At 34.1% G+C, this 26,277-nt stretch carries 29 protein-coding genes and 1 other RNA gene; all 30 read right to left on the bottom strand.

Annotated features, from left to right (window positions below):
• Window position 1 precedes the first annotated feature (1 nt).
• The gene (locus DTUR_RS06895; RefSeq protein WP_012583687.1) at window positions 2-742 is read right to left on the bottom strand and encodes an RsmE family RNA methyltransferase; all 741 of its coding nucleotides are present in this window, start codon (window positions 740-742) and stop codon (window positions 2-4) included.
• Window positions 743-747: 5 nt separating this feature from the next.
• The gene (gene hrcA / locus DTUR_RS06900) at window positions 748-1,779 is read right to left on the bottom strand and encodes a heat-inducible transcriptional repressor HrcA (protein ID WP_012583688.1); all 1,032 of its coding nucleotides are present in this window, start codon (window positions 1,777-1,779) and stop codon (window positions 748-750) included.
• A gap of 108 nt (window positions 1,780-1,887) precedes the next feature.
• Entirely contained in the window at window positions 1,888-2,730 is an 843-nt protein-coding gene (locus tag DTUR_RS06905) for an SDH family Clp fold serine proteinase (RefSeq protein ID WP_012583689.1), read from the bottom strand.
• 15 nt (window positions 2,731-2,745) lie between these two features.
• On the bottom strand, window positions 2,746-3,420 hold the full coding sequence (locus DTUR_RS06910; protein WP_012583690.1) for a rhomboid family intramembrane serine protease: 675 nt from the start codon (window positions 3,418-3,420) through the stop codon (window positions 2,746-2,748).
• A gap of 26 nt (window positions 3,421-3,446) precedes the next feature.
• Window positions 3,447-3,824, bottom strand: a complete 378-nt coding sequence (locus DTUR_RS06915) for a RidA family protein (protein WP_012583691.1) — start codon at window positions 3,822-3,824, stop codon at window positions 3,447-3,449.
• The gene (gene rdgB / locus DTUR_RS06920) at window positions 3,821-4,435 is read right to left on the bottom strand and encodes an RdgB/HAM1 family non-canonical purine NTP pyrophosphatase (RefSeq protein ID WP_012583692.1); all 615 of its coding nucleotides are present in this window, start codon (window positions 4,433-4,435) and stop codon (window positions 3,821-3,823) included. Before rdgB ends, DTUR_RS06915 begins: the two co-directional genes overlap by 4 nt.
• Entirely contained in the window at window positions 4,436-5,158 is a 723-nt protein-coding gene (gene rph, locus DTUR_RS06925) for a ribonuclease PH (RefSeq protein WP_012583693.1), read from the bottom strand.
• A 2-nt stretch (window positions 5,159-5,160) separates the two neighbouring features.
• A complete protein-coding gene (locus DTUR_RS06930) occupies window positions 5,161-6,084 on the bottom strand; it encodes a hypothetical protein (RefSeq protein ID WP_012583694.1) in 924 nt (307 codons plus the stop codon).
• Window positions 6,084-6,608, bottom strand: a complete 525-nt coding sequence (locus DTUR_RS06935; protein WP_012583695.1) for a FumA C-terminus/TtdB family hydratase beta subunit — start codon at window positions 6,606-6,608, stop codon at window positions 6,084-6,086. Before DTUR_RS06935 ends, DTUR_RS06930 begins: the two co-directional genes overlap by 1 nt.
• Window positions 6,605-7,447, bottom strand: a complete 843-nt coding sequence (locus tag DTUR_RS06940; RefSeq protein ID WP_012583696.1) for a fumarate hydratase — start codon at window positions 7,445-7,447, stop codon at window positions 6,605-6,607. Before DTUR_RS06940 ends, DTUR_RS06935 begins: the two co-directional genes overlap by 4 nt.
• The gene (locus DTUR_RS06945) at window positions 7,440-7,757 is read right to left on the bottom strand and encodes a DUF4387 domain-containing protein (RefSeq protein WP_012583697.1); all 318 of its coding nucleotides are present in this window, start codon (window positions 7,755-7,757) and stop codon (window positions 7,440-7,442) included. The genes DTUR_RS06940 and DTUR_RS06945 overlap by 8 nt, the downstream gene beginning before the upstream one ends.
• Before the next feature lie 3 nt (window positions 7,758-7,760).
• A complete protein-coding gene (locus DTUR_RS06950) occupies window positions 7,761-9,098 on the bottom strand; it encodes an acyclic terpene utilization AtuA family protein (RefSeq protein ID WP_012583698.1) in 1,338 nt (445 codons plus the stop codon).
• Window positions 9,091-10,344 (bottom strand): methylaspartate ammonia-lyase, encoded by a 1,254-nt coding sequence (locus DTUR_RS06955; RefSeq protein WP_012583699.1) that lies wholly within the window; start codon window positions 10,342-10,344, stop codon window positions 9,091-9,093. The genes DTUR_RS06950 and DTUR_RS06955 overlap by 8 nt, the downstream gene beginning before the upstream one ends.
• 16 nt (window positions 10,345-10,360) lie before the next feature.
• Window positions 10,361-11,812: a methylaspartate mutase subunit E gene (locus DTUR_RS06960; RefSeq protein WP_012583700.1), complete on the bottom strand. Its 1,452-nt coding sequence runs from the start codon at window positions 11,810-11,812 to the stop codon at window positions 10,361-10,363.
• On the bottom strand, window positions 11,803-13,188 hold the full coding sequence (gene glmL / locus DTUR_RS06965; protein ID WP_012583701.1) for a methylaspartate mutase accessory protein GlmL: 1,386 nt from the start codon (window positions 13,186-13,188) through the stop codon (window positions 11,803-11,805). Before glmL ends, DTUR_RS06960 begins: the two co-directional genes overlap by 10 nt.
• Window positions 13,189-13,194: 6 nt before the next feature.
• Complete coding sequence (gene glmS / locus DTUR_RS06970; protein ID WP_012583702.1) at window positions 13,195-13,608, bottom strand: methylaspartate mutase subunit S; 414 nt, start codon at window positions 13,606-13,608, stop codon at window positions 13,195-13,197.
• 5 nt (window positions 13,609-13,613) lie between these two features.
• A complete protein-coding gene (locus DTUR_RS06975) occupies window positions 13,614-14,711 on the bottom strand; it encodes a tripeptidase T (RefSeq protein WP_012583703.1) in 1,098 nt (365 codons plus the stop codon).
• Window positions 14,695-15,492: a glutamate racemase gene (gene murI / locus DTUR_RS06980; RefSeq protein ID WP_012583704.1), complete on the bottom strand. Its 798-nt coding sequence runs from the start codon at window positions 15,490-15,492 to the stop codon at window positions 14,695-14,697. Before murI ends, DTUR_RS06975 begins: the two co-directional genes overlap by 17 nt.
• Window positions 15,485-17,140, bottom strand: coding sequence for an N-acetylmuramoyl-L-alanine amidase (locus DTUR_RS06985; RefSeq protein WP_012583705.1), 1,656 nt, complete (start codon window positions 17,138-17,140; stop codon window positions 15,485-15,487). The genes murI and DTUR_RS06985 overlap by 8 nt, the downstream gene beginning before the upstream one ends.
• A gap of 40 nt (window positions 17,141-17,180) precedes the next feature.
• Window positions 17,181-17,531: a transfer-messenger RNA gene (ssrA, locus tag DTUR_RS06990) on the bottom strand.
• A 1-nt stretch (window position 17,532) separates the two neighbouring features.
• Window positions 17,533-17,994 carry an SsrA-binding protein SmpB gene (gene smpB, locus DTUR_RS06995; protein WP_012583706.1) on the bottom strand — a complete coding sequence of 154 codons (462 nt, stop codon included), beginning with the start codon at window positions 17,992-17,994 and terminating at the stop codon, window positions 17,533-17,535.
• A gap of 24 nt (window positions 17,995-18,018) precedes the next feature.
• Window positions 18,019-19,008, bottom strand: a complete 990-nt coding sequence (galE, locus tag DTUR_RS07000; protein WP_012583707.1) for a UDP-glucose 4-epimerase GalE — start codon at window positions 19,006-19,008, stop codon at window positions 18,019-18,021.
• Between the two features lie 2 nt (window positions 19,009-19,010).
• Complete coding sequence (locus DTUR_RS07005) at window positions 19,011-20,123, bottom strand: DegT/DnrJ/EryC1/StrS family aminotransferase (protein WP_012583708.1); 1,113 nt, start codon at window positions 20,121-20,123, stop codon at window positions 19,011-19,013.
• Window position 20,124: 1 nt separating this feature from the next.
• Window positions 20,125-21,516, bottom strand: coding sequence for a GumC family protein (locus DTUR_RS07010; RefSeq protein WP_012583709.1), 1,392 nt, complete (start codon window positions 21,514-21,516; stop codon window positions 20,125-20,127).
• 16 nt (window positions 21,517-21,532) lie between these two features.
• Window positions 21,533-22,303, bottom strand: coding sequence for an acetylglutamate kinase (argB, locus tag DTUR_RS07015; RefSeq protein ID WP_012583710.1), 771 nt, complete (start codon window positions 22,301-22,303; stop codon window positions 21,533-21,535).
• On the bottom strand, window positions 22,296-22,883 hold the full coding sequence (locus tag DTUR_RS07020) for a GTP-binding protein (RefSeq protein ID WP_012583711.1): 588 nt from the start codon (window positions 22,881-22,883) through the stop codon (window positions 22,296-22,298). Before DTUR_RS07020 ends, argB begins: the two co-directional genes overlap by 8 nt.
• 29 nt (window positions 22,884-22,912) lie before the next feature.
• Window positions 22,913-23,395, bottom strand: coding sequence for a roadblock/LC7 domain-containing protein (locus DTUR_RS07025; RefSeq protein ID WP_012548117.1), 483 nt, complete (start codon window positions 23,393-23,395; stop codon window positions 22,913-22,915).
• Window positions 23,396-23,481: 86 nt separating this feature from the next.
• A complete protein-coding gene (dnaB, locus tag DTUR_RS07030; RefSeq protein ID WP_012583712.1) occupies window positions 23,482-24,843 on the bottom strand; it encodes a replicative DNA helicase in 1,362 nt (453 codons plus the stop codon).
• Between the two features lie 2 nt (window positions 24,844-24,845).
• Window positions 24,846-25,301 (bottom strand): 50S ribosomal protein L9, encoded by a 456-nt coding sequence (gene rplI, locus DTUR_RS07035; protein WP_012583713.1) that lies wholly within the window; start codon window positions 25,299-25,301, stop codon window positions 24,846-24,848.
• Window positions 25,302-25,305: 4 nt separating this feature from the next.
• A complete protein-coding gene (locus DTUR_RS07040; RefSeq protein ID WP_012583714.1) occupies window positions 25,306-26,238 on the bottom strand; it encodes a DUF2232 domain-containing protein in 933 nt (310 codons plus the stop codon).
• Between the last annotated feature and the right edge of the window lie 39 nt (window positions 26,239-26,277).

Below are 26,277 nucleotides of genomic sequence, written 5' to 3' on the forward strand. Positions count from 1 at the left end.
ATTAAAATAAACCTAAGCCTCCTTTCTCATAGAGAAGGAGAGCAGAAGCCACAATTGCAGCTGTCTCAACCTTTAATATTCTTGGACCCATATTAAAAAAAATACCATTATACTTCTTCATAAGGTTAATCTCTTCATCAGTAAAACTTCCTTCAGGTCCTATAAAAAGAAAAATTTTATCTCTAATATTATTTCTTATAATATTTTTTAAACTCAACTCCGCCCCTTCCCAGGCAATCAATATATCAGCATTCTCCTTTTTAGCCAAATTTAAACTTTCCTCTAAGGTTTGAACTTTATATAATAACGGTAATTTATTCCTTCCACACTGTTTTACAGCTTCTTTGATAACTTTATTCCATCTTTGATATTTTTTATTCAATTCGTCTCTTGATAAGTTTACAATACTCCTTTGAGTTTGTAAAGGAATAAATCCTACGACACCAATTTCGGTACATTTTTCTAAAATGATCTCCCAGGACTCCTTTTTAGGCAAACTTTGACATAAATAAACTTCAACATTAGCCTCCTTATTCCCAATTTTCTCAATAATCTTACATATTACCCTATCTTCTTCAATTTTCTCAACATAAGCTCTAAAAATCTTTGAATTATAATTTACATCAATTTTTTCTCCCTCTCTTATTCTTAAAACATTAACCATATGGAAAATATCCTCTTTATCCTCAATATAAAGTAAATCAGGTTCCTTAAAAGTGGTGGCAAAAAACATTGGAGACATGATTATTAATACTCACCCAAAATTTGTGTAAGTCTCTCGGATAATGTCTTTCCTATTAATTCTACGAAGGCAAGGATTCTTTCGTATTTCATCCTTTTGGGACCTATCATACCAATAGATCCCGTAATATTATCCCCTAAGGAATAAACTGTAGTGATAACACTACAATCACTAAGTTCTGGAATATTTATCTCCTGACCAATAAGTATAGTAAGTCCTTTATTAAGAAAAGCGGTAAAAAGTAAAGAAGACAAAGTTTTTTCTTCTTCTAAGACATCAACCAATGTCTTCACTTTATTAATATCCTGAAATTCCAAATGTTTCAGTATTTTAGAAAGACCAGAGACAAATACTCCCTCTTCCTTTCCCGTATAAATCAATTCTTTCAATATGTCCTTCAAGGTCTCTATAATCTCAGAAGGAATATTAATCCTCTTTTCTTCTTTACTTAAATTCCAATATACCTTTTGAAGCTCTTTATTTCCAAACTCTTTATTTAATTTCACTCTTATTCTTTGTAATTCTTCTTCTGTAATAGACCTCGATAACCTTATAATTTTCTCCTTTACTATCCCTGTCGCGGTAGTGACAATAATAACTACAGTTTCCTCCCTCAAATCCACAAACTCTATTTTCTTAAGAGTGGTATTTCTCAATTGGGGGTATAAAACAACCCCAATAAAAGTGGTTCTTTCGGACATCAACTCTGCTACCTTCTTCAAAAGGCTCTCCCAATCAAGAACAGAAAAAATAATACTATTTGCAACCTTTATATCTTCCTCGTAAAGCTCATATCCATCCAACAAAAAATCTACATAGAATCTATATCCTCTATCAGAGGGGATTCTTCCCGCCGATGTATGGGGTTGTATGAGATAACCCTCTTCCTCAAGATCTGCCATTTCATTACGTATAGTAGCAGGACTCCATCCTAAAAGGTACTTTTTAGCAAGTACCCTTGAGCTTACTGGATGGGCAGATTCAATGTAATCTTTTACAGTTATTTTTAATATTGTTTTTTTTCTTTCATCTAACAAATTTAGCACTCTCCCTACTAAATTGCTAAAATTTTCAATTAAATATTAACACTTAGCTTTAATAAGTGTCAATAGTAATTAATAATAGTTATAAATTAAATTACAGACTTATGATTTTTTATTATTTGCACCACCTTTATAAGGCTGATAAGGCACAGGTATGTACTGTACAGAAGGTCTTGAACCAGGAGATTGAGGATATAAATTCATGAGAGCATAAATTTCTTTTGGTAATCCAACTTTTACAGGAAGACCTAATTTCTGTGCCTCTTCGACCGTTATAGGATAATCATGAGTCCAGGTACCTGTGGAAAGAATTTCTGCAATCTCCTTTGCTTTCTCTTCAGGCATTTTATCTTTTAAAAGCTCAAAAACTGATTCTTTTACCTGTCTAATTGCTTTTTCTGCCACATCTCCCAGAATAAGGGTTTTATCTTCGACTTTATCTGCCCCCTTTCTATTAATAGCATTTAAGATAGAAGCAGCAGGATATTCTCCAAGTTGAGGATCTACAGGACCAAGTACTGCATTCTCATCCATTATAATTTCGTCTGCAGCAAGAGCTATAAAAGTTCCTCCTGACATAGCATAATGAGGTACAAAGACTGTAACCTTTCCTTTGTGATTTTTTAATGCATGAGCTATCTGCTCAGCTGCTAATACTAAACCACCAGGAGTATGGAGAATTAAATCAATAGGCATATCCTCAGGAGTAAGTCTTATAGCTCTCAAAATCTCTTCTGAATCTTCAATGTTAATATACCTTGCTATTGGGATACCAAAAAGATTCATAGTTTCTTGCCTATGAATAAGAGTAATAACCCTAGAACCTCTCTTTCTCTCCAGGGTCTGAATTAATCTAAATCTCTCTGCTTCTATAACTCTCTGCCTTACTATGGGAGAAATACTACTCAAAATAAATATGATCCAAAAAATATCCCAAAAGTTCATAAAAAGTCACCTCCCTTAGTAGTAATAAACCCAATATCTTCTTCTCCTAAAATGCTTTGCTAAGATGAAACCAAAAACAAACCCCCCAATATGTGCCCACCAAGCTATTCCACCACTAATATTAATTAAAAGAGAGAATATCCCTGATGAAATTTGCATTATAAACCAAAGACCTATATATAAAAAAGCAGGGATATAAATAAAATCTATAAAAAATACAAAAAAAGTCATAGTTAGAACCTTCGCTAAGGGAAAGTATCTCATATATGCTCCTAAAACACCTGCAATCGCTCCGCTCGCTCCTATAGCAGGCATATAAGGGTTAGTATTAAAGAAGATTTGAGTCAACCCAGCAAGAATTCCAGAAAGAAGATAAAAAACAAGATATCTAAAATGCCCCATAGCATCCTCTACATTGTCACCAAATATATACAAATAAAGCATGTTACCAATGATGTGAGACCATCCACCGTGTAAAAACATAGAAGTAAAAAGGGTTAAAATCCCATGAGGAAGTAAATTTAAACTGAAAAACCTATATGGGACTACCCCATATTTAAATATTATACTTTCTAAGACCCTTTGAGGTAATAACATCTCCCATAAAAAAACAAAAATATTCAAGAAGATAAGAGTCATATTAACTATAGGACACCTTCGAGACGGTATATCATCTCGCAGAGGAATCATACATCTTTCTCCTCTTAAATAAAAATTTAAAAGACCGCTATTGCTTCAATTTCAATTTTTACATTTTTGGGAAGAGCAGAAACCTGTATAGTTGATCTTGCAGGAGGATTGTTAGGAAAATATTCTTTATATACCTCATTCATCTCAGAAAACTCTTCCAAATCTACCATAAATACTGTAGTCTTTACTACATTATTTAAACTTCCACCTATGGATTCTAATATAGCTTTTACATTCTCTAAAACTCTTTTGGTTTGTTCCTTTATTCCTCCCTCTACCACATTTCCCGTATCTGGATCAATTGGAATTTGTCCCGAGATAAATACCATATTCCCTACCTTTATTCCTTGAGAGTAAGGACCAATAGCAGAAGGAGCTTTTGAGGTCGAAATTATCTCTTTCATAGCTTACCCCCTTTATAAAAACATTCTAAAAATAATTTTAACTTATTAAAAGCCATAAATCTATGGCTATATTTGTTTTTCTCAAACTCGTTTATTTCCCCAAAGGTCTTACCCAATGGGGGAAAATAAAAAATAGGATCATAACCAAAACCCCTTTCTCCTCTCGGCTCATAAGCAATATACCCCTCAACTTTCCCACCTGTAATAATTTTTATGTCTTCTTTTTCATCATAAAACACTGCCTTACATACAAATCTTGCTTTTCTATCTTCCCATGGAATATCTTTCATCTTCTCCAAAACCAATCTTATCTTTTCCTTATATCCCACACTTCCTCCAAACCTTGCAGAATGAATGCCTAATTCTCCTTTTAAAGCATCAATTTCAAGACCCGAATCTTCTGCAATAACAGGATAACCTGTAAGTTCAGCAATATACCTTGCTTTGATAAAAGCATTTTCTTCATAACTTTCACCTAACTCTTCAGGAAGTTCTATGTCAAGATTTAAATCTTTCAAAGTTTTTATCCAACTTCTATACTCTGAGAGAATATCCAATATTTCTCTTATTTTACCTTCGTTTTTTGTCGCCAATATAATAAACTTATCCATCTAAAGTAACCCAAGAGTTTTCTTTTGAATTTCAATTAATCTCATAATACCCTGCTTAGCAAGGTTAAGCATATGTTGCAACTGTTCATGGGTAAAAGGAGTTTTCTCAGCAGTTCCTTGAATTTCCACAAATTTACCACTTTCTGTCATAACCACATTCATATCCACTTCGGCCCTCATGTCCTCATTAGCAGAGAGATCAAGAAGAATTTCTCCATCTACGATTCCCACACTTACAGCAGCAACAAATTCTCTTATAGGTATCTCTTTTATGATTCCCTCCCTCTTCAACTTTTCTAAAGCATCATAAAGAGCCACAAAAGCCCCAGTTATAGCAGCGGTCCTTGTACCACCATCTGCCTGAATAACATCTGCATCAATCCAGATAGTTCTTTCCCCAAGCTTGCTAAAATCAACTACTGCCCTTAGAGATCTCCCTATAAGCCTTTGAATTTCTTGAGATCTCCCATTTATCGCACCTTTTACTACGTCTCTCACCTTTCTTTCTGGAGTAGAACCTGGAAGCATCCCATATTCAGCAGTCAACCATCCCTGATTTGTACCCTTAAGAAAAGGGGGAACTTTTTCTTCCATGGAAACAGTGCATATAACTTTTGTTTCTCCCATCTCAATTAAAACCGACCCCAAGGGATACTTTAAATATTTTCTTGTTATTTTCACAGGTCTTAAATCCGTATTTGATCTTTTATCAATCCTTACCATATCTATCTTCCTCTTTCTTTAAGTTTATTAACTATTTTATCATATTCCAACTTATCGACAAATCCAACAAGCAAATAATCCTCTTCTTCTTTGTCAAAAATGAAATCGGGATATAAATAGAACTCTTTTATATCTCTCGTATTTTTCACATGAAGTCTTGGTCCTGTACAGGGTATAATACGCTCACCTATCTTTATGTGTTGTCTATCTAAATAAGATACTTCTACACCCTTTTCAATATAATTTTTAACCTCTCTTTCTAAATCTGAAATATCTACTTGAAGTTTCTCTTTCAATCTTATAACAAATCCATGTTTCACATCACTGTGTCCTTCAATATATCGTAAATAACCATGATCCTCCAAAATCATTCCTGTCAGATCCTCAGCTGTATGAGCCTGCAATCTATAACTTAGAGAGGGAAAAACAATGGCTACAATTTCTTCTGGCAAAGGCCCAAAAATATTAGGTCTTGCTACAATAACTTCTTCACCTACCCCTATGAGTAGGTCTGCATTCCTCTTAATATAAGAGTAGATCAGCTCAAAATGTTCACAAACAATTTTTCTATCTTCTTCTAAAGCTTTTAAAATAGCTTCTGCTATAAGATATATAGGATAAAAAGCTAGCTCAAATCTTACATCAAGATGGTATATATATTCGTAAAATCTTCCTCTCTCATAATCTTCAATAAGAGGTAAGGGCCTTCTATATACTCCTTCATCATCGTTAGTTAGATTAAGTCCTGGAAACATCCCTCTTATTAATAAGGATTTCCCTGAACCAGAATCCCCTATTAGTCCTATGAGTTTATCTTCGTGAGATAGGAAATTTTGAGCAATAATAGATCCAAGAAGCTGAAGTCTTGCTTCCCCTCGTGGAGCATAATAAATGGCCTCCCTTAATAGAACTTTTGGATGTATCATTATATCTTCCAGAAGGAGTTTCCTTTAGAGTCAATAGCCATCATGGCAGGAAAATCAAAAACCTCTAAATAATAAATGGCTTCAGGACCAAGTTCAGGAAAAGCCAAAATTTCCATATTCTTAATTCTATCTCCAAGATACGCTCCCGCTCCTCCTACTGTTACGAGATAAAAACCTTTATATTTTTTTATTGCTTCAATTACTTCTTTACCTCGCATTCCCTTTCCAATAAATCCCTTTACTCCATTCCTCATGAGCTCTGCCACAAAAGGATCCATCCTTTTGCTTGTAGTAGGTCCTGCAGAACCTACCACTCTACCGGGTGGTGCAGGAGAAGGTCCCATATGATAGATAATAATATCCTTTAAATTAAAAGGTAGTTCAACTCCTTTATCTATCATATCTACTAATTTTTTACAAGCTTGGTCTCTTGCAGAATACAACACCCCATTTAAAAGTATCCATTCCCCTACCTCAAACCTCTCCAATTTTTCAATATCATCAGGAATATAGATCCTTTTCATATCTCAACCCACCCATGCCTTACCGCACAGCATTGGAGATTTATTGCAAGAGTAAATCCTGCAATATGAACAGGATAACTCTCTATATTTACCGCTAAAGCTGTAGTTTTTCCCCCAAGCCCTCCAGGGCCTATATTGAGATTATTTATCTTCTCCAAAAGTTCATCTTCCAAAGATGCCCAAAAAGGATCATCATTATGTTTACCTATAGGCCTCAATAATGCTTTCTTAGATAAAATTGCAGCCTTCTCTAAAGTACCTCCTATACCTATACCCACAATTAATGGAGGACATGCGTTAGGCCCGAAAAGTTTTATATGCTCTATAATCTCATTAATTAACTCCTCTCTTGATACAGTAGGAAGTAAATTTTTTACCACACTCGCATTTTCACTTCCAAAGCCCTTTATCAGTATATTTATTCTCAACTTATCTCCATCAACCACATCATAGTGAATAACTGCAGGAGTATTGTCCTCTGTATTAATTCTCCTTAAAGGATCCCTAACTACAGACTTTCTGAGAAAATCATTTACATAAACTGTTCTTACTGCATCATTTATAGCATTCTCTATATTCCCATTAATACATAAATTTCTACCAATCTCTACAAAAGCCACCACCATTCCACAATCTTGACATACAGGAATCTTTTTTTCTTTAGCAATTTTTGCGTTTTCTATAAGAATATCAAGAACAATTTGAGCATTTTTATCTTCTTCTTTTTTTCTTGATTCTAGCAAAGCTTTTTCTACGTCCTCAGGTAAAGAAAAATTTACTTTTTCTATCAAATCTACCAACTTCTTATAAATTTCCTCCTGATTAATGACTCTAAACATCTATCTCCACCTCAAGAAGAGGAGCATGTTGTTGGGCTCCATAAACATCAGTATCCCCAGGACTTCCCGATGGAACCCTCCTTTTTATATTAGCCTTAACAGCACTTACAGGATCAAAATAAATTACAGAAATAACATCATCTAAATTTATCCCATAAACCTGAGCCCACCAAACTTTAGAAAAATAATCTATTTCTTTTAATCTCTTATACACATAAGAATCTTTAAAAATAATGTCTATGGTAAGAATGAAGGGACCACTATTTTTAGTACGTATTACTTTTGCCAAATCAATTAATTTATGCCTCATAGGCTAAACCTCTACAACCTCTATTGGAAATTCGTAATCTTCAAGTTTTATAAGATGGTAAATCTTAAATTCAAAAACCTCTCCCCAGATAACTTCGGAGGGAGAGAATGGAAAAGCAAGGTTTCCAGCTGTGGAAATACGGTTTTTATAACCATAATGAAGAAGCGAAGATCTTAAAAATCCAAGTATTGTCTTTACATGATCTTGATTCTCACCTATCACCTCAATAACAATACAAAGTTCGTGGGAAAGATTCTTTTCCTTCTCCCAACTTCCCATAACTCCATTTTTCCCATATACATGGAAAAATATTTCATACTTATTTAAATCTTTAAAATTCTCCCTTAGAAGAATTTTCTGTTTTTCTAATATTTCATCTATTTGAGAAATCATGATAGGATCTCTAATTCCAGCTATACAGACCCCTCTTATACCAAGATATTTGGCTCCCTCTATCTTAATCCACTTATCCTTAGATTCTATAAACTCTGAACCCATAACCGAAACAGTTCTCTCATCTTTTTGTATAAAAACCGACTTGGTAAGATCAATAACCCCATCGGGACCAATAAGATGATAGGGATCACTTTTCTCATATAGAGTATGAGCAGCCACAGAAATAACAGTACATTTTCTATCTTCGTTAAGGGGATAAACCTCAAAACGATCCTCAAAAATTAATCCCATGAGCCCATCTCTTCCACTACCAGGTTCAGCTGCAATTGCCCCACATTCAAGAATTTTTCCTAAATGGTAGGAAAGCCCTTTAGGATATCCTTTATAAATTGGAATTGCAGAGAACGGGGCTGGATCATAACTTCTTCCTGCTAAAATTATATTTACTCCCTTTTTATAAGCCTCAATAAAGGGCGATATACCTATTTGAGCCACAATATTATTTACATTTTGAAGATCTTCTACAGTTAATTTCGAAGACCCATCAAGTTCTTTAATTTTATCCCCTAAAATAGCTTTTCTAACTATCTCTTTATCAATATCACTATAAATTTTGGCAACCTTTGCCTTGATATTTTCTGTCCCTAAAATCTCCTTAACTATATCAAAAGTCCAATCTAAAGAAGATTTTGTACCACATCCTCCTGAACTTCCGACTAATATTGGTATGTCAAACTTTAAAGCCATTTTTATTAAATAATATAGATCCCTCTTAGTAGCGTTCCTATCAACAAAAGAAATACCTTTACCTAAGTAATAAGGTCCAGGATCTGTCGAACCTGCATCTACAGCAATAATGTCTGGCTTCTCTGAGAGGGCATTGTAATAAGTTTTTTCAGGAAAACCATATCCTAAAATAGCAGTAGGAGAGAAAATCTTAAGCATCTATAACATTCAATCCTTTCTTTTTTAATATTTTTAAAGTCCTCATCATTTCGTTATAAACTATCATCAGTCCTTCATCTACGCCCATTCCTGGTTTTGCCAAAATTTGATCCGCCTGAGTTGCCAATGCAATGTGGACGGAAACCTGAGCCGACCTATCAGTTTCATTACAACTACCACCTAAATAGGCTCCTATATTGTTTTCTTTGCAATAAAGCACAGCCTCAATAGAATTGTGAATACTACCTAAAACAGGAGTCTTTATCTGGATCATATCCACTGCTTCAGCTTTAATAAAATCCTTGATATCATCTAAGCTATTACACCATTCATCTGCTACAATATCCACATTTATACCTCTTTCTTTGAGTTTTCTCTTTATTTTGCTCAAGAAATCTATTTGTAACTCTTTACTCTCCATGTCTACAGGCCCTTCAATTCTCAACTTATATGGATAACAAATCTTCTCAAGTTTTTCCATATATTCTACTATCTCATCTATATTATACTGAAAAGCAATTCCAATGGTTCCGTAAACGTCTATATGAAATATAGGATGATAATTCTCGTCTCCAAGTATTTTTACTCTCTCTTTCAACCATCCCAAATACTCTATTAACTTTTCTCCACGCCATCCTAACTTTGTCTCTACATTATTGATGAGAGCATGAGGTAAAACATCTACTCTCTTAAGAATCATTTTATCCACATTAATATATCTTTCATCTCCTGATTGAGCAAAAATTGGAATCTTTTTAATGTCAAAATTTAGCAAATACTCATCCCGAATAATTTCAGTCATGGTCTTTTTATAATATTTTGAAAAAGCATCAAGAATAGCTTGAGAAACTCCATACCTCAAAGCAGTATGAAGTTTCCTACCATTGATACTCAAGGTTTCTAACTTCTGACATATGAATCTAAAACTTTCCCATTTCTCCTGGAAAAGAAAGGGAAATACTACATTCTCTAAATCTTTAACCAATTCTTTTGCTTTAAATAACGGTTCTCTCCCTCCTGCTCCCGAGTATTGAATAGCAGCACAATCCCCAAAGGCTATCTGATCATCATCAAGAATTAAGATTACCGATATACTTTCTCCTTTCTGTCTTACAGATTCATAGCCTGAGGTTAAAGGAATTCCCCTATAAGCAAAGCCATCTTCTTTTGCTCCTGCTTTAATAGCCCTTTGATCATCAAAATAAAAACCTGAAAGCCCAATGGAATATAAAGCATCTTTTATCATAATAAATCTCCTTAACCTACTTAGGTCTTCCCACTAATCTACCTTTACTTATAGCATATATGTCATCTAATACCATTTGAAAACTAATTTCTCTCTTCTCATACTTTGCTCTCTCTTCAATCTTCTTTCTATGAAAATCTTTAATTTCTTCATCAAAGGGCAAATTTCCAAAATCAAAAAATCTTACAGCACCCTCATTATCTCTTATAGGCATAACTCTTCCCAGAGTAAACCTACTTGGAGCAAAAGGAACATCAAGCAAACCAGAAGAAAAAGCCCTTACAGTACCTAACACAAGATCTCCTTCACCAATAGAATACACACTATTTAAAATGCTTCTCACTTCTCTTTCAATGATGTATTCCTCTTCTTGAAGTTTATTCTTATCAATAAAATCCTGCGAGTCTAACATTTGAAGAACTTGTCTTGTGTTTCTTAAAGCTGCAGCATTAGCCTCTTTAGACGGAATACCAATTGCTTCTTGAGGTGTTTTCACTATTACTTTCGTAGCTTTAGATAATACCGCTGGAACTGTACCTAAGCTTATTACCGCATAAGCCCTTGCCTCATCCTCTGGAAACCCACCCATAAAATGATGCAAAACAGTGGTAACATGTACATCATAATATCCGAAACTTGCCAAATACTCCTTTGTTAACCTATAGAGAACATTAATAGAAGCGGTATCTTGAATAATATTCCCACATTGCCCATATCCCACACTAAAACTCTTTACTCCCTGCTCAGCAGCAAGTAGAGCTTCTATAATTCCAATACTTATAGAGATAGATGGAGGAACAAGGGTACCCGTCAAAGGACCAAAAGACTCTCGATTTATTATTACTCCATTTTCAGCATAGAGTCCAACAAGGTAATCCACATATTGCCAATAGAGAATTGAGTTTTCCAGAGAAACATCTTTAGCGTAAGGAATGTTATAGGTAATGCCCCCTCCTTCAAAGGAGGTAAATCCAGCTGCAAGAGTTATTTCTGCAAGCAATCTTGCATCAGGAGTTCCATGTCTCACCTCTACTGGTACATCAACACTTTCTATTATTTCTCTACAAGCCCTAACACCATAATTTACTGCAGGAAATCCATTGAGTAAAGATCTTCCCTCTCTTAAACTCTCTTCAATACCTAATTGTGCCTCTCGGTATCTATTTTGTCTTGTATAGCTATCAATAGTAGTTGGTAATATATCTGCTCCACCCTCTTTTTGGAGGTATTGCAAAAGAAGGATATGTTCTTTTAATATAGGCACTCCTGCTCTTGGCTGAAGCAGGGTTTTTTTACTTTCATCTGCTTTTCTCAAAACATAATCTGCATATTTTTCTCTTGGTAATGAGCTTAAATATGAAACCGCTTCTTCAAAATTTACCTCCCTTCCTGTTTCCCAAGAATTTAGAACTTCTTCTCTCATCTTCAAGAAATATTTATGATCCCATTTCTTATTTTTTAAGACCATTCCCAAGCCTCCATTCTCTTCATATATCTCTCAATAAGTTTTTTAGCCTTTTCTTTACTGATCTCAGATATTACACCTATAGAAAATAATATATATTCTTTATCAATAAAAACTTCAGGAGATATAGGCTTTAAAACAAAAGGCTCATCCTTAGAATAAATAGCTCCTTTCAATATTGTTTTTTTGTGAGGATTATAAATCAAAGGTCCACCAGTAAGAAGCAATTTTTTAACCCCCCTCAAATCTTTCCCATACTGAAAATATAAGGTTCCCATTGGAGTATAAATTACCTCTAAATGACCCACGTGTCTTTCTACACTTATTTTTACAGCATAATAAGAAAGTATTGCATCAAAATAAATATCTTCATCCTTCTCAGGTATAAAATTGGTATTTTTACTAAGAAAATATGCCCTTTCCTTTGGATTTATTTTTAAATCATTAGCTAATTTTTCTAATTCTCTTTCACCAACCGCTTCCAATAAAGATACAGCAGAAACCCTTACTCCAAGATCCCCTTCAACGGTCCTTTTTACTATTGGATCTTTCAAACCTTTCCACACAACTCCCGACTGAGTTGGTGCTCCCTCAGCCACAGAACAAACATCAGTGGTTGCTCCTCCTACATCCACCAATATACTTTCTCCGTACATCTGCGAGAATGCCTCTAAGCCTTTTAAAACCGCAAGAGGTGTTGGCATTACTACTCCATCAATTATCTTTTTCACTTTGTCCAAACCTTTTGCATGAATTATATTTCTTAAAAAAATCTCTCTAATTAATTTCTGTACTTCATTAATATTTATAACTCCATATTCTGGCATTACATTTTCAGTAATATACATCTCTTTATTATTTTCTCTGAAAATTTTCTCTATTCTATCTCTTAAATCCTTATTTCCAGCATAAATAAAGGGAATATTTAAGGGTAAAGTAGAAAGTTTTTGAGCATTTACCAAAGGATAATACCGGTTTCCGCCATCAGTCCCCCCTGAAAGTATTATTATATCGGGTTTCAAAAACAAAATTTCCTCAAGATCCAAGCTTGTAAGCTCATAAGAATATACTTTTAATACCTTTCCTCCAGCAGAAAGAGCAGCTTTTTTAGCAGCCTCTGCAGTAAGATCAGGAACAAGTCCAATAGCAATTATCTTTAAGCCTCCTGCAGCACTACTAGTGGCTCTTTTTATTTCAAATTCTTCTATCCTATACCCTGTTTGAGCCTTTATATCCTCTATTACTTTACTTAGTCCTATGTTTACATCCTCACTTACTGTAGAAGGATATTTTGCCTTACCTATAATCTCTCCTTTCTCTAAATCATAAGCCACACCTTTAGTAAAAGTACTTCCAATATCAAATATTAGAGCTTTCATGACTTTCTATTCTAATCCCAAGTCCTTTTTTAGGTCTCTAACCACATCTTCGGGCGAAGTTTTAGGAGGATATACTCTGTGAAAACCTAAATCTTTAAATTTCTTTTCTACTTCATTCCAATCTTTTTGTCCTACGCCTAAATTTCCACCTATATAGAGGATTATATCTTCAAGTCCTGCTTCCTTTAGTTTCTCCTTAAAACCCTTACAGTCAAGTTCTGCATGTCCATAAAGAGATGAAACTAAAATAGCTCTTGCTCCCGATTCAATCGCTGCTTTTATAAAATCCTCTTGTGATGATAAAACCCCAATATTCACCACATCAAAACCCGCATTTCTCAATACATAATCTAGAACTCTTAAGCCTACAGCATGAACATCTGCTCCAATGACTCCCAAAACTACTGTCCTTTCACCCATATATATCACCCTCTTATAAGGTTATAAATCAATACTGCAGTATCATAAAGATTCTCTATTTTTATGCGCTCTTCCTTAGAATGAGCATTTTCCATTCCAATTCCTACATTTACTGTCTTTATCCCATAGGAGTTCAAAATGTTAGCGTCACTTCCCCCCATAGTATATGTCAAATTAATTTTCTTTTCCATCTGGTTTAAAACATCCACTATTCTTCTCACAACTTTTTCCCTCTCATCAATGTTAAATCCTCTATAAAGAGTTTCTTTTCTCAAATCATAACTAGCACCTTTTTTTACCAACTTAATAAGATTATCCTCAAATCTCCTCCACAGAGAAGAAAGATTATCCTCATCAAGACTCCTAAACTCACCTTCCAGATACACTTCATCGGGGACTATATTAGTTGCTCTACCTCCTTTTATAATTCCTACATTTGCAGTAGTAAAATCATCAATCCTACCCCAAGAAAGGTTAAGAAGAAAATCCGAAGCTAATAATATGGCATTTATACCCTTTTCTGGGGAAGTTCCAGCATGGGAAGCTTTACCATATATGTTAAGATAAAACCTATCATGAGTTGGTGCTCTTAATATTAAAGTACCCACATCTCCTTCTCCATCTAACACATAACCCTCCTTTGACTTTATTAAAGAAGGATCTATGTTTTTAGCTCCTACAAGCCCTATCTCTTCTCCAATAGTAAAAAGAAATTCAATCTTTTTAGTTCTTTCTTTTTTTTCTTTTATAGTTTGAATAGCTTCCACTATAGCAGATATGGCAGCTTTATCATCAGCTCCTAAAATTGTATTTCCATCACTTAGGATGTAATCACCAGCAATCTGAGGATTTATATTCTCCCCTGGAGATACTGTATCCATATGAGCTGAGATTAAAATTGGTTCTCCATCACCATCAAGATAAGCATATAAGTTCCCCGAATTTCCACCTAAAGTTTTTCCAGCGTTATCTTCAATAACTTTTAAGCCTAAATTTTCAAGTCTATTCTTCAAAAAAGAAGAAAATTCTTTCTCTCTTAAAGAAAGAGAGGAGATTTTTACAAAATCTATAAAGGTATTAATTAGTCTATCCTTTGATAACACTTACATCACTCCTATCCAAAGTTACTTTTTTGACAATCCAATCCATACCTAAGAGTTTGTTAAGAATCCCCTGAAATTCTTCTGCTTCTCCGGTGACAAAAATCTCTACCTTTGTATTAAAATTACTATCACTTCTTAAAAAATTTATTACCTCTAAGGAAGGATCAACTACAAAAAGATTAGGATATAAGTCTTTTATAACTTTTTTTACAAAAGGAAGATGAGTACATCCTAAAATTAACCCTTCAATGTTTTTCTCTACTAATGGATCAATACACCTCATGATTTCTTTCTCAATAAGTTCTCCTTCCACTATTCCCTTTTCAATAGTCTCAAGAAGAGGTCCCTCACTGCAAGATTGAACATATACCTCGATTTTGTCTGAAATCTTTTCGTGAATTAATCTAGGATAGATATTACTTTCCATAGTTCTTCTTGTAGCTAAAACCCCTATCTTTTTAGCCTTATAATTTTTTGCACCTTCTATAGCTCCTAAGACAATACTATGTATTTTAAGATCTCTAAATCTATCTTTAAGAAAATCATAAGCTACTGACGATGCAGTATTACAAGCTATGATAACCTCTTCTACACCAAGACTTTTAAAGAAACTTACTATCTCAAAAACTCTTTCTTGAATAAACTCTACAGGCTTAATCCCATAAGGAAAGTATTTTGTATCGCCTAAGAAATAGACCTCATCGGCTAAATTATTTAGGTAAACTTCTTTAAGAACCGAAAGCCCACCTACACCAGAATCCAGAATACCTATTTTACTCATTTTTACCTCCTTCTACATATTTGTCTATCACTTCTATAATTTTATCTATTAACTTGTCTTGATATTCATCGTTCAATAACAAATTTCTATCAAATTCATTAGTGATAAACCCCATTTCAACAATTACAGAAGGTATAGAGACACGGGATAGAACATAAAATTTTCCTTTGATAGATCTCCTTACCATAAGATCATTAGAATTAAAAACTTCTATAAAAGTCTTGACTAAACTTTCCGATATATCATTAGCATAACATATCTCTATGCCTCTTACATCAGGAGAAAAAGCGGCATTTGTATGTATACTTATTAAAATAGAAGAGGACAAAAGTAGATTATTGGAATTTATCTTATCATTAATAAACTTAACCCTGTCATCCAAGGACAAAGTAATGTCATTTTCTCTAAGAAGATATACTATATAACCTTTGTTTTTTAATTTCTCTGCAAGTTTAAGAGAAACTTTCAAATTTATATCTTTTTCTTTTAGCTCTCCATATATAGCACCAGGATCAGAACCTCCATGCCCTGGATCGACAAAAACTGTATAATTTATGGAATTTTCTCTTATTAAATTTCCTTTTTTTGAGACTTTAAAAGAAATTTTAAGAGTATTTGAGTATACTTCCTCACTTATATCTGATTCGGTATATGTTTCAAAAACAACCCTTAAACTATAATCCTCCTTTGTCCTTTCGCCAATTCTCACAGAAATAATAGGATCCCTTTGAATAATAATACTAGTATAAGTCAGAGAGGATTCTGCGTTGGAAATATCATAATAATACCTATTAGGATTAGGTAAAAAGTTTTTAGTATAAGTAAAATTATCAGAAAACCTCAAAAAAAAATTCAAAGTATCAGCATTCTCTTCCCAGGAAAGATCATAAAGTCTTACCATTTCTTGTCCATCATTTTCTCCATATTTTACAGGAAACTTTAAGATTAATTTTCCTAAATCCTTCTTAATCTCAGGTGTCATGATTTGGTTTTTAAATTCGACAACCACTCTTACTACGTATGGAGCCACATTAAATTGAGAATACCTTATACTTTTTATATACGGATCATTTAAATTTATCTCTCCTTTATTATCGATAAAAACGACATTCTGGAGATCAATTACAAACCGTGGAGGTGCGCTTAAATTTAAGGTATTAAAATTTATCTGGGACTTCCCTTTAAAGTTTATAGTTAATATCCCCTTTGAATAATCCACATTTGATATTTCATTTACTATATATAGAGTCTTATTCTTCAGATATGCTCTATACCCTATAAGTCGATAAAAAGAGGAAAGAGGAAAATAAACTATATCACCTTCTTTTAAAATAGGATTAACTAAAACCCCGTTTCTTCCATGCAAGATTACCTTTTTCTCTCCTACTTTTGCTATAAGAATTTCATTGTTAGAGTCATAAAGATGTATTTCGTCGGCAACTTGTTTGTAAGCATATCCAAAAGTTGAGGAAAATAAGGGTAAAGGAATATAGATCTCATTATTAATCTCTTTAAGGGTAGTAAGGATTTTTATCTTTTCTCCTAAATAATCAACTTCAAGAAAAGATAACTCATCACTTAAAATGTAGTTATTGGCTAACAAAATAAAAACAAAAAATAAAACAAATAAAAACCTTTTTAAAGACATTTCCTAAGAGCTCTTCCTTTCTTAGCCCGAATTTAATTTTTGGTGGAGGCGGCGGGAGTCGAACCCGCGTCCAGAGAGCAAGAATCAAAAGCCTCTACAAGCTTAGCGGGAGTTTTAACTTTTCGGTGCTTACAGACTCCCTCCCGCAGGATTCTATAAGCACCTATCCCCTTACTTCTTTCCCTTCCTTAGGGGAGTCGGAAGGGGCAGCTGGCTTACTATGACACCCTTCTAACCCTGCCAGCCCGGGTTAGAAGAGCGTAGCTGCTAAATTAAGCAGCTAATGCTAAATTTGTGTTGGCACTTCTTTTTTGCCGTTGTTTTACGAGGTAACGGCACCTCGGCTTGCAGCTTTTGATCCTTGTACTCCCTGTCGAAACCAATCGCCCCCATTAGTACTTTAGCTTATATAGTCTCTCTAATTCTCGTCTTTCATCTCTTTCTGCTATATCTCTTCTCTTGTCATAAAGCTTTTTACCCTTTGCAAGCCCTAACTCTACTTTTGCCCAACCCCGCTCATTAAAGTATATAGAAAGTGGTATTAAAGTCAATCCTCTTTCCCTTACTTTTCCCACAAGATATGCGATCTCATCTTTATTAAGTAGAAGTTTTCTTGGCCTCTTAGGATCATGGTTATAAATATTTCCATGTTCGTAAGGACTTATATGCAGATTATAAATCCAAACTTCTCCATTTTTTACATCTGCATAGCTATCTTGCAAACTTACCTTACCCCTTCTTAGAGACTTAACCTCGGTACCTGTAAGGACTATTCCAGCCTCAAAAGTCTCCAGAATAGAATAATCATGCCTTGCCTTTCTATTAACTGCCACAACCTTCTTTTCTTTTGCCATTTCCGATATCAATTATATCAAATTTTATTCAGAATATCCAAAAGGATGCTTTTTCATCCAATTCCAAGCGGATGAAATCATGATTTCTAAATCATTAAATTTGGGTTGCCACTTAAGTACCTTTTTTATCTTATTAGAACTTGCAATAAGAATAGCTGGGTCTCCAAGTCTTCTTTGTCCCTCTTTAATAGGAATCTTTTGTCCCACTACTTTTTCGGCAATATTGATTACTTCTCTTACTGAATATCCTCTCTCATTCCCCAAATTAAAAACTTCTGAACGCATTCCATCAAATAGGGCTTCTAAAGCAAGAATATGAGCTTCAGCTAAATCCACTACATGAATATAATCTCTTATACATGTGCCATCAGGAGTTGGATAATCGGTTCCATATATCTCTATATATTCCCTCTGTCCTAAGGCTGTTTTTAAGACTATAGGAATTAAGTGAGTTTCAGGTCTGTGATCTTCTCCAAGTTCTCCCTCAAGATCTGCTCCCGCTGCATTAAAATATCTTAAAGAGACATATCTAAGCTTATATATTTCATCATACCAACTTAATATCTCCTCAAACATCAATTTAGAGGATCCATACACATTAGTGGGATTTTTGGGATGATCCTCTGGTATAGGAACTACTTGAGGCTCACCATAAACAGCAGCAGTAGAAGAAAAAATAAAGTATTTTATATTATACTCTCTCATTAACTCTAATAAATTTAAGCCACCTAAAATATTATTTTCGTAGTATTTGAAAGGCTCTTTCATGGACTCAGCTACCGTGCTTAGCGCAGCAAAGTGCATTACTGCATCGATATCATACTTTTCAAAAACTTCTCTTAGAGAATCCATCTTCTTTAGATCCACAATCTCAAAATACGGCGTCAAGACCGCTTTTTTGTGACCTTTGTGTAGATTGTCCAATACCACCACTTTATAATTTCTCCTAAGTAGTTCTTTAACCACATGACTTCCTATATAACCAGCTCCACCTGTTACAAGAATAAACCCCATAACTATCCTCCATACTTATCATAGAATTCCCTTACAGTTTCAATCACATAATACACTTCTTCATCGGTAAGCTCTGGCCACATAGGTAAAGCGAGAACCTCCTCACTCGCCTTCTCTGCCTCAGGAAAATCACCTTTTTTATAACCTAAATCTTCATAACATTTTTGTAAATGAAGTGGTAGTGGATAATATATGGCTGTACCTATTCCTTTAGAGGAGAGATAATTTTGAAGTTCATCTCTTTTCTTAACTCTTATTACATACTGATGATATACATGTTTTAAATAAGGTCTCTCTTCAGGAACTACTATATCAAAATTTTTTAAATTCTCTGAGTAAATCTTTGCAATTTCTCTTCTTCTCTCTATCCAAGAGTCTAAATATTTTAACTTTACTCTTAGTATCACTGCTTGAATCTCATCTAATCTACTGTTATGACCTATTATGTCATGATAATATTTTTTAGAGCTTCCATGCACCCTTAAAAGTTTGATTTTTTCGTATATTTTTTCATCATTGGTAGTTATGAAACCTCCATCCCCATAGCCTCCTAAATTTTTTGTGGGGAAAAAACTAAAACAACCCGTATTTCCGATACTTCCTGCTTTCTTACCTTTATACTCTGCTCCTATAGCCTGACAAGCATCTTCCACAATAAAAAGGTCATACTTTTCAGCAAGGTAAGTCAAATCATCCATTTCAGCCATTTGTCCAAAAAGGTGAACGGGAATTATGCCTTTAGTTTTAGGAGAAATAGCATCTTCTACCTTTTCTGGATCTATATTATAAGTAGTAGGATCAATGTCTACAAAAACTGGCTTTGCCTTCAATAGAGATATAACTTCAGAAGTAGCAAAAAAGGTAAAAGGTGTGGTTATAACCTCATCTCCCTCTTTAACTCCTAAGGCCTCCAAAGATATAAGAAGAGCATCAGTACCAGACGCAACTCCTAAACCATATTTTACATTACAATAATCAGCAAGTTCCTGTTCCAATAAGTGAACATTTTCACCTAAGATAAATTGACCTTTGGAAAGAACTTGCTCCAAAAGAGGCAGAAGATCGTTTGAAATTCTTTTATATTGCCTCGTTAAGTCAAAGGCTGGAATTCTCATGTTATCCTCCCAATTTTTTCCATTCTCTCTTAAAATTTTCCCAAAAATTAAGGAAAAAGGCTAAAAATATCCCCAAAAATATACTGCTTACCCCAGCTATAAGCACGTTTAAAACAGTAGAGGGTTTAGACTTCTTAGAGGGAGGTACAGCAGGATCAAGAACTGAAACTACGGCCGTTTCTTTTGTCTCATCAATTTTTGCTTGTTCATATTGAGAAAGAAGCATGGTATAAATAGTCTCTTGAACTTTCACATCTCTCAAAAGTTTAGATAAAGTAAGACCAAGCTCTGGCAAATTAGAAAGTCTCTTCTGATATTCATCTATGACATCAGAAAGAGCTTTTAATTTAGATTCATTAACAAATATATCCATTTGTAAGCTAAAAAGTTCATATAAAGAAGAATTATTAATCGCTTTATAAATTCTATCAAGTTCGTCTCTAATTACCCTCTTGGTCTCCTCAATCGCATACTTCATGGAAATAACTTTTGGGTGCTCTGGACCATAATCCACAGAAAGAAGAGCAAGTTCTGATTCCTGAGAGATTAGCTTATTCCTAAGGTCAGAAAGTACAGTAGATGTGGCGGTAAGAGAGGTTATAGCGAGCAGATCTTTTTGTTGAATTCTTTGCTGATTAATAAGAGCTCTTTTTAAATTCTCAAAATTCTCTTTTTCCACCTTTAAAGTTATGGATGTCATTTGTTTTTCTGATTCCAATTTTGCAAGAGCATCAACTACGGCTTTTGCCTCATCGTTTACATCAAATATTAAGTTCTTCTCTTGAAATTCCTTCAATCTGTTCTCAGCTTGCTCTAAATCTTTTTTAACTCTTTCTATCTGCTTTTCCAAAAATTCTTTTGTCCTTTTCGCAGTATATACTCCAAGAGAAGCATTTATATTACTTAAAGCTTCTACATAAGTATTAGCAATATCTGCAGCTAATTTAGGATCCTTAGCCTCCGCAGTTAGAGTAATAGTATTTTCCTTATCATTAGTAGTGACTTTTATGCTCTTCATCAACTGCTCTAAGGCGTCCTCATAGTTTTTCGCTTTAAAATAACCCTCAAGCTTAAGTTTTTTAAAAACATACTCAGCTGCAGACCTACTTTTTAAAATAGCTACCATATTCGCAGATGGGGTTGAAGATAAAGGAATTCCTAAGGATATAGGTAGACTTTGAGCCAAAGCACTTAAGGCAGAAGTACTTCCTGATTGTTGAGGTAATAAGATCACAGTTTTAGCCTCGTAAATTTTAGGAGCTAACAAACTGTAAATTAGAGCTACTGTTATAAAAACTATGAATAAAGTAATGATTAAAATTTTTCTTTTCCAAATGATATAGAAAAGTTCTGCTAAGCTAATTTCATCTTCATATATTCTTTCTTCATTCATAATCTTCCCCCAAAAATTACTTGTAAATTAAAGTTCCTTCTTCCATATTCCATGCCTTTGAAAAATCCAATCCTCCCCATATTTGCACTGTTTTTACTCCATTTTCTATAGCCACAATTGCTGACTCAAGCTTTGGAATCATCCCACCAAAAACTTCTCCTATCTCAATCAATCTTTTAGCCTCTTCTACAGATAATTTATTTAAAACCACCTCTTCACCATTCTGCTTTAAAATAATTCCTGGAACATCAGTGCAAAATATCAACCTCTCTACCTTAAGATGAACCCCCAAAGCTAAAGCAGCAGAATCAGCATTTACGTTATAAGAATTACCCTGTTCATCAATCCCCAAAGAGGTAGTGACTATAATGTATCTTTCTTCTAAGAGTTTCTCAATAGCCGAAACTTCTACTCCCACTACTTCCCCTACATATCCTAAATCTATACCGTCAATAAACAATTTTCTACAATTGAAAATTGACTTTCCATTAAGACCTACAACTTTTAACCCTACTTTTTTAATTTCTGATATAACTCTTCCTTGTATCTCTCCTGAGAGGACCATCTCAACTATTTTTAAAGTATTTTCATCGGTTACTCTTCTGCCTTTTACAAATTTAGGCTCAAGACCAAACCTCTCCATCCAATAATTTATCTCGTTTCCTCCACCATGTAAAAAAACAAAATCATACCCTTTATCGTAAAGATCTTTTATAAAGGATAAGAAGAGAGAAAATTTATTTAAAACATTTCCACCAATTTTTATAAGTACTAAATTCTTATCCACGAGTAAGCTTTAAAAGTACCTCCTGAGAAATAGCTTTTAAAGTTTCCATAACTCCTTTTCCCTCGATTGCAACAGCCTCAAAATATTTATACTTCCCATCAGGATTTAATTTTTGATTTAACTCCTCAACACTAACAATATCTGGCAAATCTCTTTTATTATATTGAAAAACAAAAGGAAGCGTGTTAAAATCATAACCCACAGCAGCAAGCTCCTTTTTAAGAGCCTCAAATATCCTTACATTTTCATCTAATCTACTTTTCTGAGAATCTACCACAAAGACGAGTCCATCAACACCTCTTAAAATTAATTTCCTACTTGCCTCATAGAGAGCTTGACCTGGTGTGGTATATAATTGAAATCTCAGCTTAAAACCTTGTACTGTTCCAAGATCTAAAGGTAAAAAATCAAAAAACAAAGTTCTTTCGGTTTCGGTAGCAAGAGAGACAAGCTCGCCACGTCTATCAGGAGAAACCATCTTATAAATTTGCTGAAGATTTACCGTTTTTCCACTCAAACCAGGTCCACAATAAACAATTTTACAAGTGATTTCTCTTGCAGCATAATTTAAAACCGCCATTTATCTTCACCTTTCTATTCTTATTTTTTTTATTTTTTGAAAAAATCCTCTATATCACTAAAATTAAACTCTGCTTTAGGTATGTCCTTCTGTTTTTCTTTAATTTTCTTTATTATTTTCGCAAGGTTTTCACAAGCCTTTTGTGCAAAAAGTCTCACCATACCAAGGGTGGTAGAATCATCAAAAATCACAAGAAGTAAAACCTGTTTCTCTATATGAGATATGTGAAGATGGTTTCTCTTTCCTTGATGAAAAATTAACGAGAACTCTTCCTCTCCCAAAAGCTTAGCAAGCTCCTGAGTAGCCGAAAAGGCACCTGCGGCTAAAGCAGAAATGGTTACAAAATCAAATTGAGAAGCAGTTCCCCTACCACCAATTACAGTACCACTTTTATCTATTAAGAGAGCAGCTTTAGCTTTAGACTCCGCAAGAAATTGTCCAAGATATCTTTCTATTTCTTCCTGATCCTCCAATGAGATTACTAATGATAAAATCTGTTCTCTTTCGTCCATCAAATAACCCTCCTTAAATTTGTTAATTATCTATTTTTTTAAACTTGAGAAAATTATAAATCTTTAAAAATCTATAGTCAAATCTATCACGCCTCTTCTCTTAAACTCAGGGATTTAAAAGAAGTTGAATTCTTCATAAACAATAGCTTTACAGTACCAGTAGGTCCATTCCTCTGTTTAGCTATTATAATCTCCACTTCTTCAGGCAAATCTGAGTCTATCTCTGATTCTTGCGCCTTGTAATATCCTTCTCTATAGATAAATATTACTACATCAGCGTCTTGCTCTAAACCTCCTGAACCTCTTAAGTCTGAAAGTTGAGGTCTTCTTTCGGCTCTTGTCTCCACAGCTCTTGAAAGTTGCGATATAGCAATAACTGGCACTTCGAGCTCCCTCGCTAAAGATTTAAGTCCTCTTGAAATCTCAGAAATTTGTTGATGCTCACTTTTATCCCTGTCGAGAAGTCTTATAAGCTGTAAGTAATCCACAATGATAAGAGAAAGTCCTATTTCTGCTTTTAGTCTTCTTGCCCTTGCTCTCATCTCAATAACATTAAGATCAGGAGTATCATCTACAAAGATAGGCGCCTCTGCTAATTTACCAAAGGCTCTTGCTAATTTAGGCCATTCCTGTTCCCGAATCTGTCCTGTCCTTAATCTATGAATATCTATCTGAGCCTCCGAACCTAAAAGCCTTAAAGCTAACTGAAAACTTGACATCTCGAGACTAAATATGGCCACTGGTAAATGTTCCTCTAAAGCTACATGTTGAGCAATATTTAAACAAAAAGAAGTTTTGCCCATTCCAGGGCGAGCTGCTACTATAATTAGATCCGAAGGTTGAAATCCTCCCGTTTTTCTGTCCAAATCCCAAAACCCCGTAGGAATACCAGTAAAAGGTTTTCCTGTTTGATGAATTCTTTCTATTTCTTTAAAGCTTTTTGCCAAGATATCTCTAAGAGGGACAAGGGTTCTAAATCTATGGTGCTGAGCTATATCAAATATCAATTGTTCTGCCTTATCAACTAAAAGTTCTGGATTTTCATTTTCCCTATATCCTAAAGAGACTATCTCAGTACCAGCAGTAATTAGTCTTCTTAAGAGAGCTTTTTCTGCCACAATGTTTGCATAGTACTCTACATTAGCAGCAGTAGGAACTACATCAAGAAGGGAGGCAAGATAAACACTACCTCCAACCCTCTCAAGAAGATTTCTACTCCTCAGCTCTTCTGTAACTGAGACCAAATCTACAGGAAGACCTTTTTCAAACAGTTCTACAATAATTCTAAAAATTATTCCATGATGCTCGTAGTAAAAACTATCTGGATTTAATATTTCAATAACCTTGGCTATAGCATCCCTTGAAAGAAGCATTGCACCAAGTACAGCTTGTTCTGCTTCTTCATTATGAGGGGGAACTCTTCCGAGGATATCTTCCTTATTCTTCATCTCTATTCAGCCTCAATCAACACTTTAGCATTAGCTACAACTTGAGGATGCAATTTCACCTCAATGTTATATTCTCCCAAAGACTTTATAGGTTCATCAAGATTAACTTGTCTTTTATCTATCTCTATCTTCAACTTCTTAGAGATAATCTCCGCAATGTCCTTGCTTGTTATAGATCCAAAAAGCTTTCCTCTCTCTCCAACTTTTGCCTTAATCACAAAAACTTCTTTCTCAATATACTCCTTTTCTTTCCTAAATTTTTCCAAAAGCTTCTCTTCTTTTTTCTTTTGAGAGATCTCCTGCAATTTTAAATGTTCTAACATTCCCTCATTAACTTCTTGTGCTAGTCCCTTAGGAAAAAGATAATTTCTAGCATATCCATCACTTACATCCACTATTTCTCCTTTTTTTCCTAAGTTATTTACATCTCTTAAGAGTAGAACTTTTACTTTCTTCATATAACTACCCCTCTTTTAGAATTAATTTTTCTCTTAAAGGAAAGAATATGTCAACAAAACCTACTATAAATATTATACTCCCAAAAATAGGATTTAAAATAAAAAGGATGAAAAGGAGTATACGTAAACTCTTACGTGAAATATAATGTTTTAACAAAATCCATGCAAAAATATAGCCGTTAAAAAGTATAATAGTTTGTAAAAAAAGATACAAATTAGAAAGGATTATGTTTTTGGAAGGAATATTAACAAAAATAAAGAGGATATATAAGGCAAGAACAGAAAATAATAATTTCTTGGATATCCTAAAACCTTCAAGATTAGGTAAAGATGGCGCTTCTATTTTAAACCTTTTTAATACTCTTTCCACGATTATATAGTTAAGAAAAACCTGAAATAAGGTGGAGATTATCAAGAAATAAGGTACAAAGATGTGTAAATTTTCCATAAACTTGTTTTGCATATCAATATATTCGTTATTACTTTCCCCTAAATAATTCCTAAATATCTCCAAAGATTTTCTCCAACCTTCTTTCATAGCATCAATTCCTATAACTTTCTCAAAGGGCATCTTAAAAAGTATCATGGACAGATATATGCTTAAAATTTCAAAGAACAGAAGAAGTGTAAAACTTCCAACAATTAACAGTCTCAAATTAAATTTCTTTTGTAGTCCATATCCCAAATATAATCCAAGAATACCTGAAGGTAGCATAAGAAAAATGGCACTAAAAGGACTTAACATTAGGGATAGAAGAATAATAGAAATAATCAGAGACAATATAGATATTCTTAATCCATGTCTATAAGTTAAAATCAAAGAGGGTAAAGGAATGAAATATATCATAGGAAAAAACCAATAAGAAAACCACGCAAGAACAATATTTATAGCAGTGATTAAACTCCCTTCAACCAAACCTTGAAGACTTCTATTCATAGATTCTCTCCTCACATAATAATAAGGAGGGCAAAGTGC

The sequence above is a fragment of the Dictyoglomus turgidum DSM 6724 genome (genome assembly GCF_000021645.1).
Classification (GTDB): domain Bacteria; phylum Dictyoglomota; class Dictyoglomia; order Dictyoglomales; family Dictyoglomaceae; genus Dictyoglomus; species Dictyoglomus turgidum.

What these genes read in the sequence shown, in the direction of transcription:
- DTUR_RS06950 (WP_012583698.1), bottom strand. Translation starts at nt 9,098, where the DNA reads ATGCTTAAGATTTTCTCTCCTACTGCTATTTTAGGATATGGTTTTCCT.
- glmS (WP_012583702.1), bottom strand. Translation starts at nt 13,608, where the DNA reads ATGGGTGAAAGGACAGTAGTTTTGGGAGTCATTGGAGCAGATGTTCAT.
- DTUR_RS07020 (WP_012583711.1), bottom strand. Translation starts at nt 22,883, where the DNA reads ATGGCGGTTTTAAATTATGCTGCAAGAGAAATCACTTGTAAAATTGTT.
- DTUR_RS06905 (WP_012583689.1), bottom strand. Translation starts at nt 2,730, where the DNA reads ATGAACTTTTGGGATATTTTTTGGATCATATTTATTTTGAGTAGTATT.
- DTUR_RS06935 (WP_012583695.1), bottom strand. Translation starts at nt 6,608, where the DNA reads ATGAAAAGGATCTATATTCCTGATGATATTGAAAAATTGGAGAGGTTT.
- DTUR_RS06945 (WP_012583697.1), bottom strand. Translation starts at nt 7,757, where the DNA reads ATGAGGCATAAATTAATTGATTTGGCAAAAGTAATACGTACTAAAAAT.
- DTUR_RS06960 (WP_012583700.1), bottom strand. Translation starts at nt 11,812, where the DNA reads ATGGTCTTAAAAAATAAGAAATGGGATCATAAATATTTCTTGAAGATG.
- DTUR_RS06930 (WP_012583694.1), bottom strand. Translation starts at nt 6,084, where the DNA reads ATGATACATCCAAAAGTTCTATTAAGGGAGGCCATTTATTATGCTCCA.
- DTUR_RS06955 (WP_012583699.1), bottom strand. Translation starts at nt 10,344, where the DNA reads ATGATAAAAGATGCTTTATATTCCATTGGGCTTTCAGGTTTTTATTTT.
- DTUR_RS06985 (WP_012583705.1), bottom strand. Translation starts at nt 17,140, where the DNA reads ATGTCTTTAAAAAGGTTTTTATTTGTTTTATTTTTTGTTTTTATTTTG.
- galE (WP_012583707.1), bottom strand. Translation starts at nt 19,008, where the DNA reads ATGGGGTTTATTCTTGTAACAGGTGGAGCTGGTTATATAGGAAGTCAT.
- DTUR_RS06915 (WP_012583691.1), bottom strand. Translation starts at nt 3,824, where the DNA reads ATGAAAGAGATAATTTCGACCTCAAAAGCTCCTTCTGCTATTGGTCCT.
- DTUR_RS07040 (WP_012583714.1), bottom strand. Translation starts at nt 26,238, where the DNA reads ATGAATAGAAGTCTTCAAGGTTTGGTTGAAGGGAGTTTAATCACTGCT.
- murI (WP_012583704.1), bottom strand. Translation starts at nt 15,492, where the DNA reads ATGAGTAAAATAGGTATTCTGGATTCTGGTGTAGGTGGGCTTTCGGTT.
- DTUR_RS06895 (WP_012583687.1), bottom strand. Translation starts at nt 742, where the DNA reads ATGTCTCCAATGTTTTTTGCCACCACTTTTAAGGAACCTGATTTACTT.
- DTUR_RS07025 (WP_012548117.1), bottom strand. Translation starts at nt 23,395, where the DNA reads ATGGACGAAAGAGAACAGATTTTATCATTAGTAATCTCATTGGAGGAT.
- dnaB (WP_012583712.1), bottom strand. Translation starts at nt 24,843, where the DNA reads ATGAAGAATAAGGAAGATATCCTCGGAAGAGTTCCCCCTCATAATGAA.
- DTUR_RS07010 (WP_012583709.1), bottom strand. Translation starts at nt 21,516, where the DNA reads ATGAATGAAGAAAGAATATATGAAGATGAAATTAGCTTAGCAGAACTT.
- rplI (WP_012583713.1), bottom strand. Translation starts at nt 25,301, where the DNA reads ATGAAGAAAGTAAAAGTTCTACTCTTAAGAGATGTAAATAACTTAGGA.
- glmL (WP_012583701.1), bottom strand. Translation starts at nt 13,188, where the DNA reads ATGAAAGCTCTAATATTTGATATTGGAAGTACTTTTACTAAAGGTGTG.
- smpB (WP_012583706.1), bottom strand. Translation starts at nt 17,994, where the DNA reads ATGGCAAAAGAAAAGAAGGTTGTGGCAGTTAATAGAAAGGCAAGGCAT.
- rdgB (WP_012583692.1), bottom strand. Translation starts at nt 4,435, where the DNA reads ATGGATAAGTTTATTATATTGGCGACAAAAAACGAAGGTAAAATAAGA.
- DTUR_RS06910 (WP_012583690.1), bottom strand. Translation starts at nt 3,420, where the DNA reads ATGATTCCTCTGCGAGATGATATACCGTCTCGAAGGTGTCCTATAGTT.
- rph (WP_012583693.1), bottom strand. Translation starts at nt 5,158, where the DNA reads ATGGTAAGGATTGATAAAAGATCAAATACGGATTTAAGACCTGTGAAA.
- DTUR_RS06940 (WP_012583696.1), bottom strand. Translation starts at nt 7,447, where the DNA reads ATGTTTAGAGTCATTAATCAGGAGGAAATTTATAAGAAGTTGGTAGAT.
- DTUR_RS07005 (WP_012583708.1), bottom strand. Translation starts at nt 20,123, where the DNA reads ATGAGAATTCCAGCCTTTGACTTAACGAGGCAATATAAAAGAATTTCA.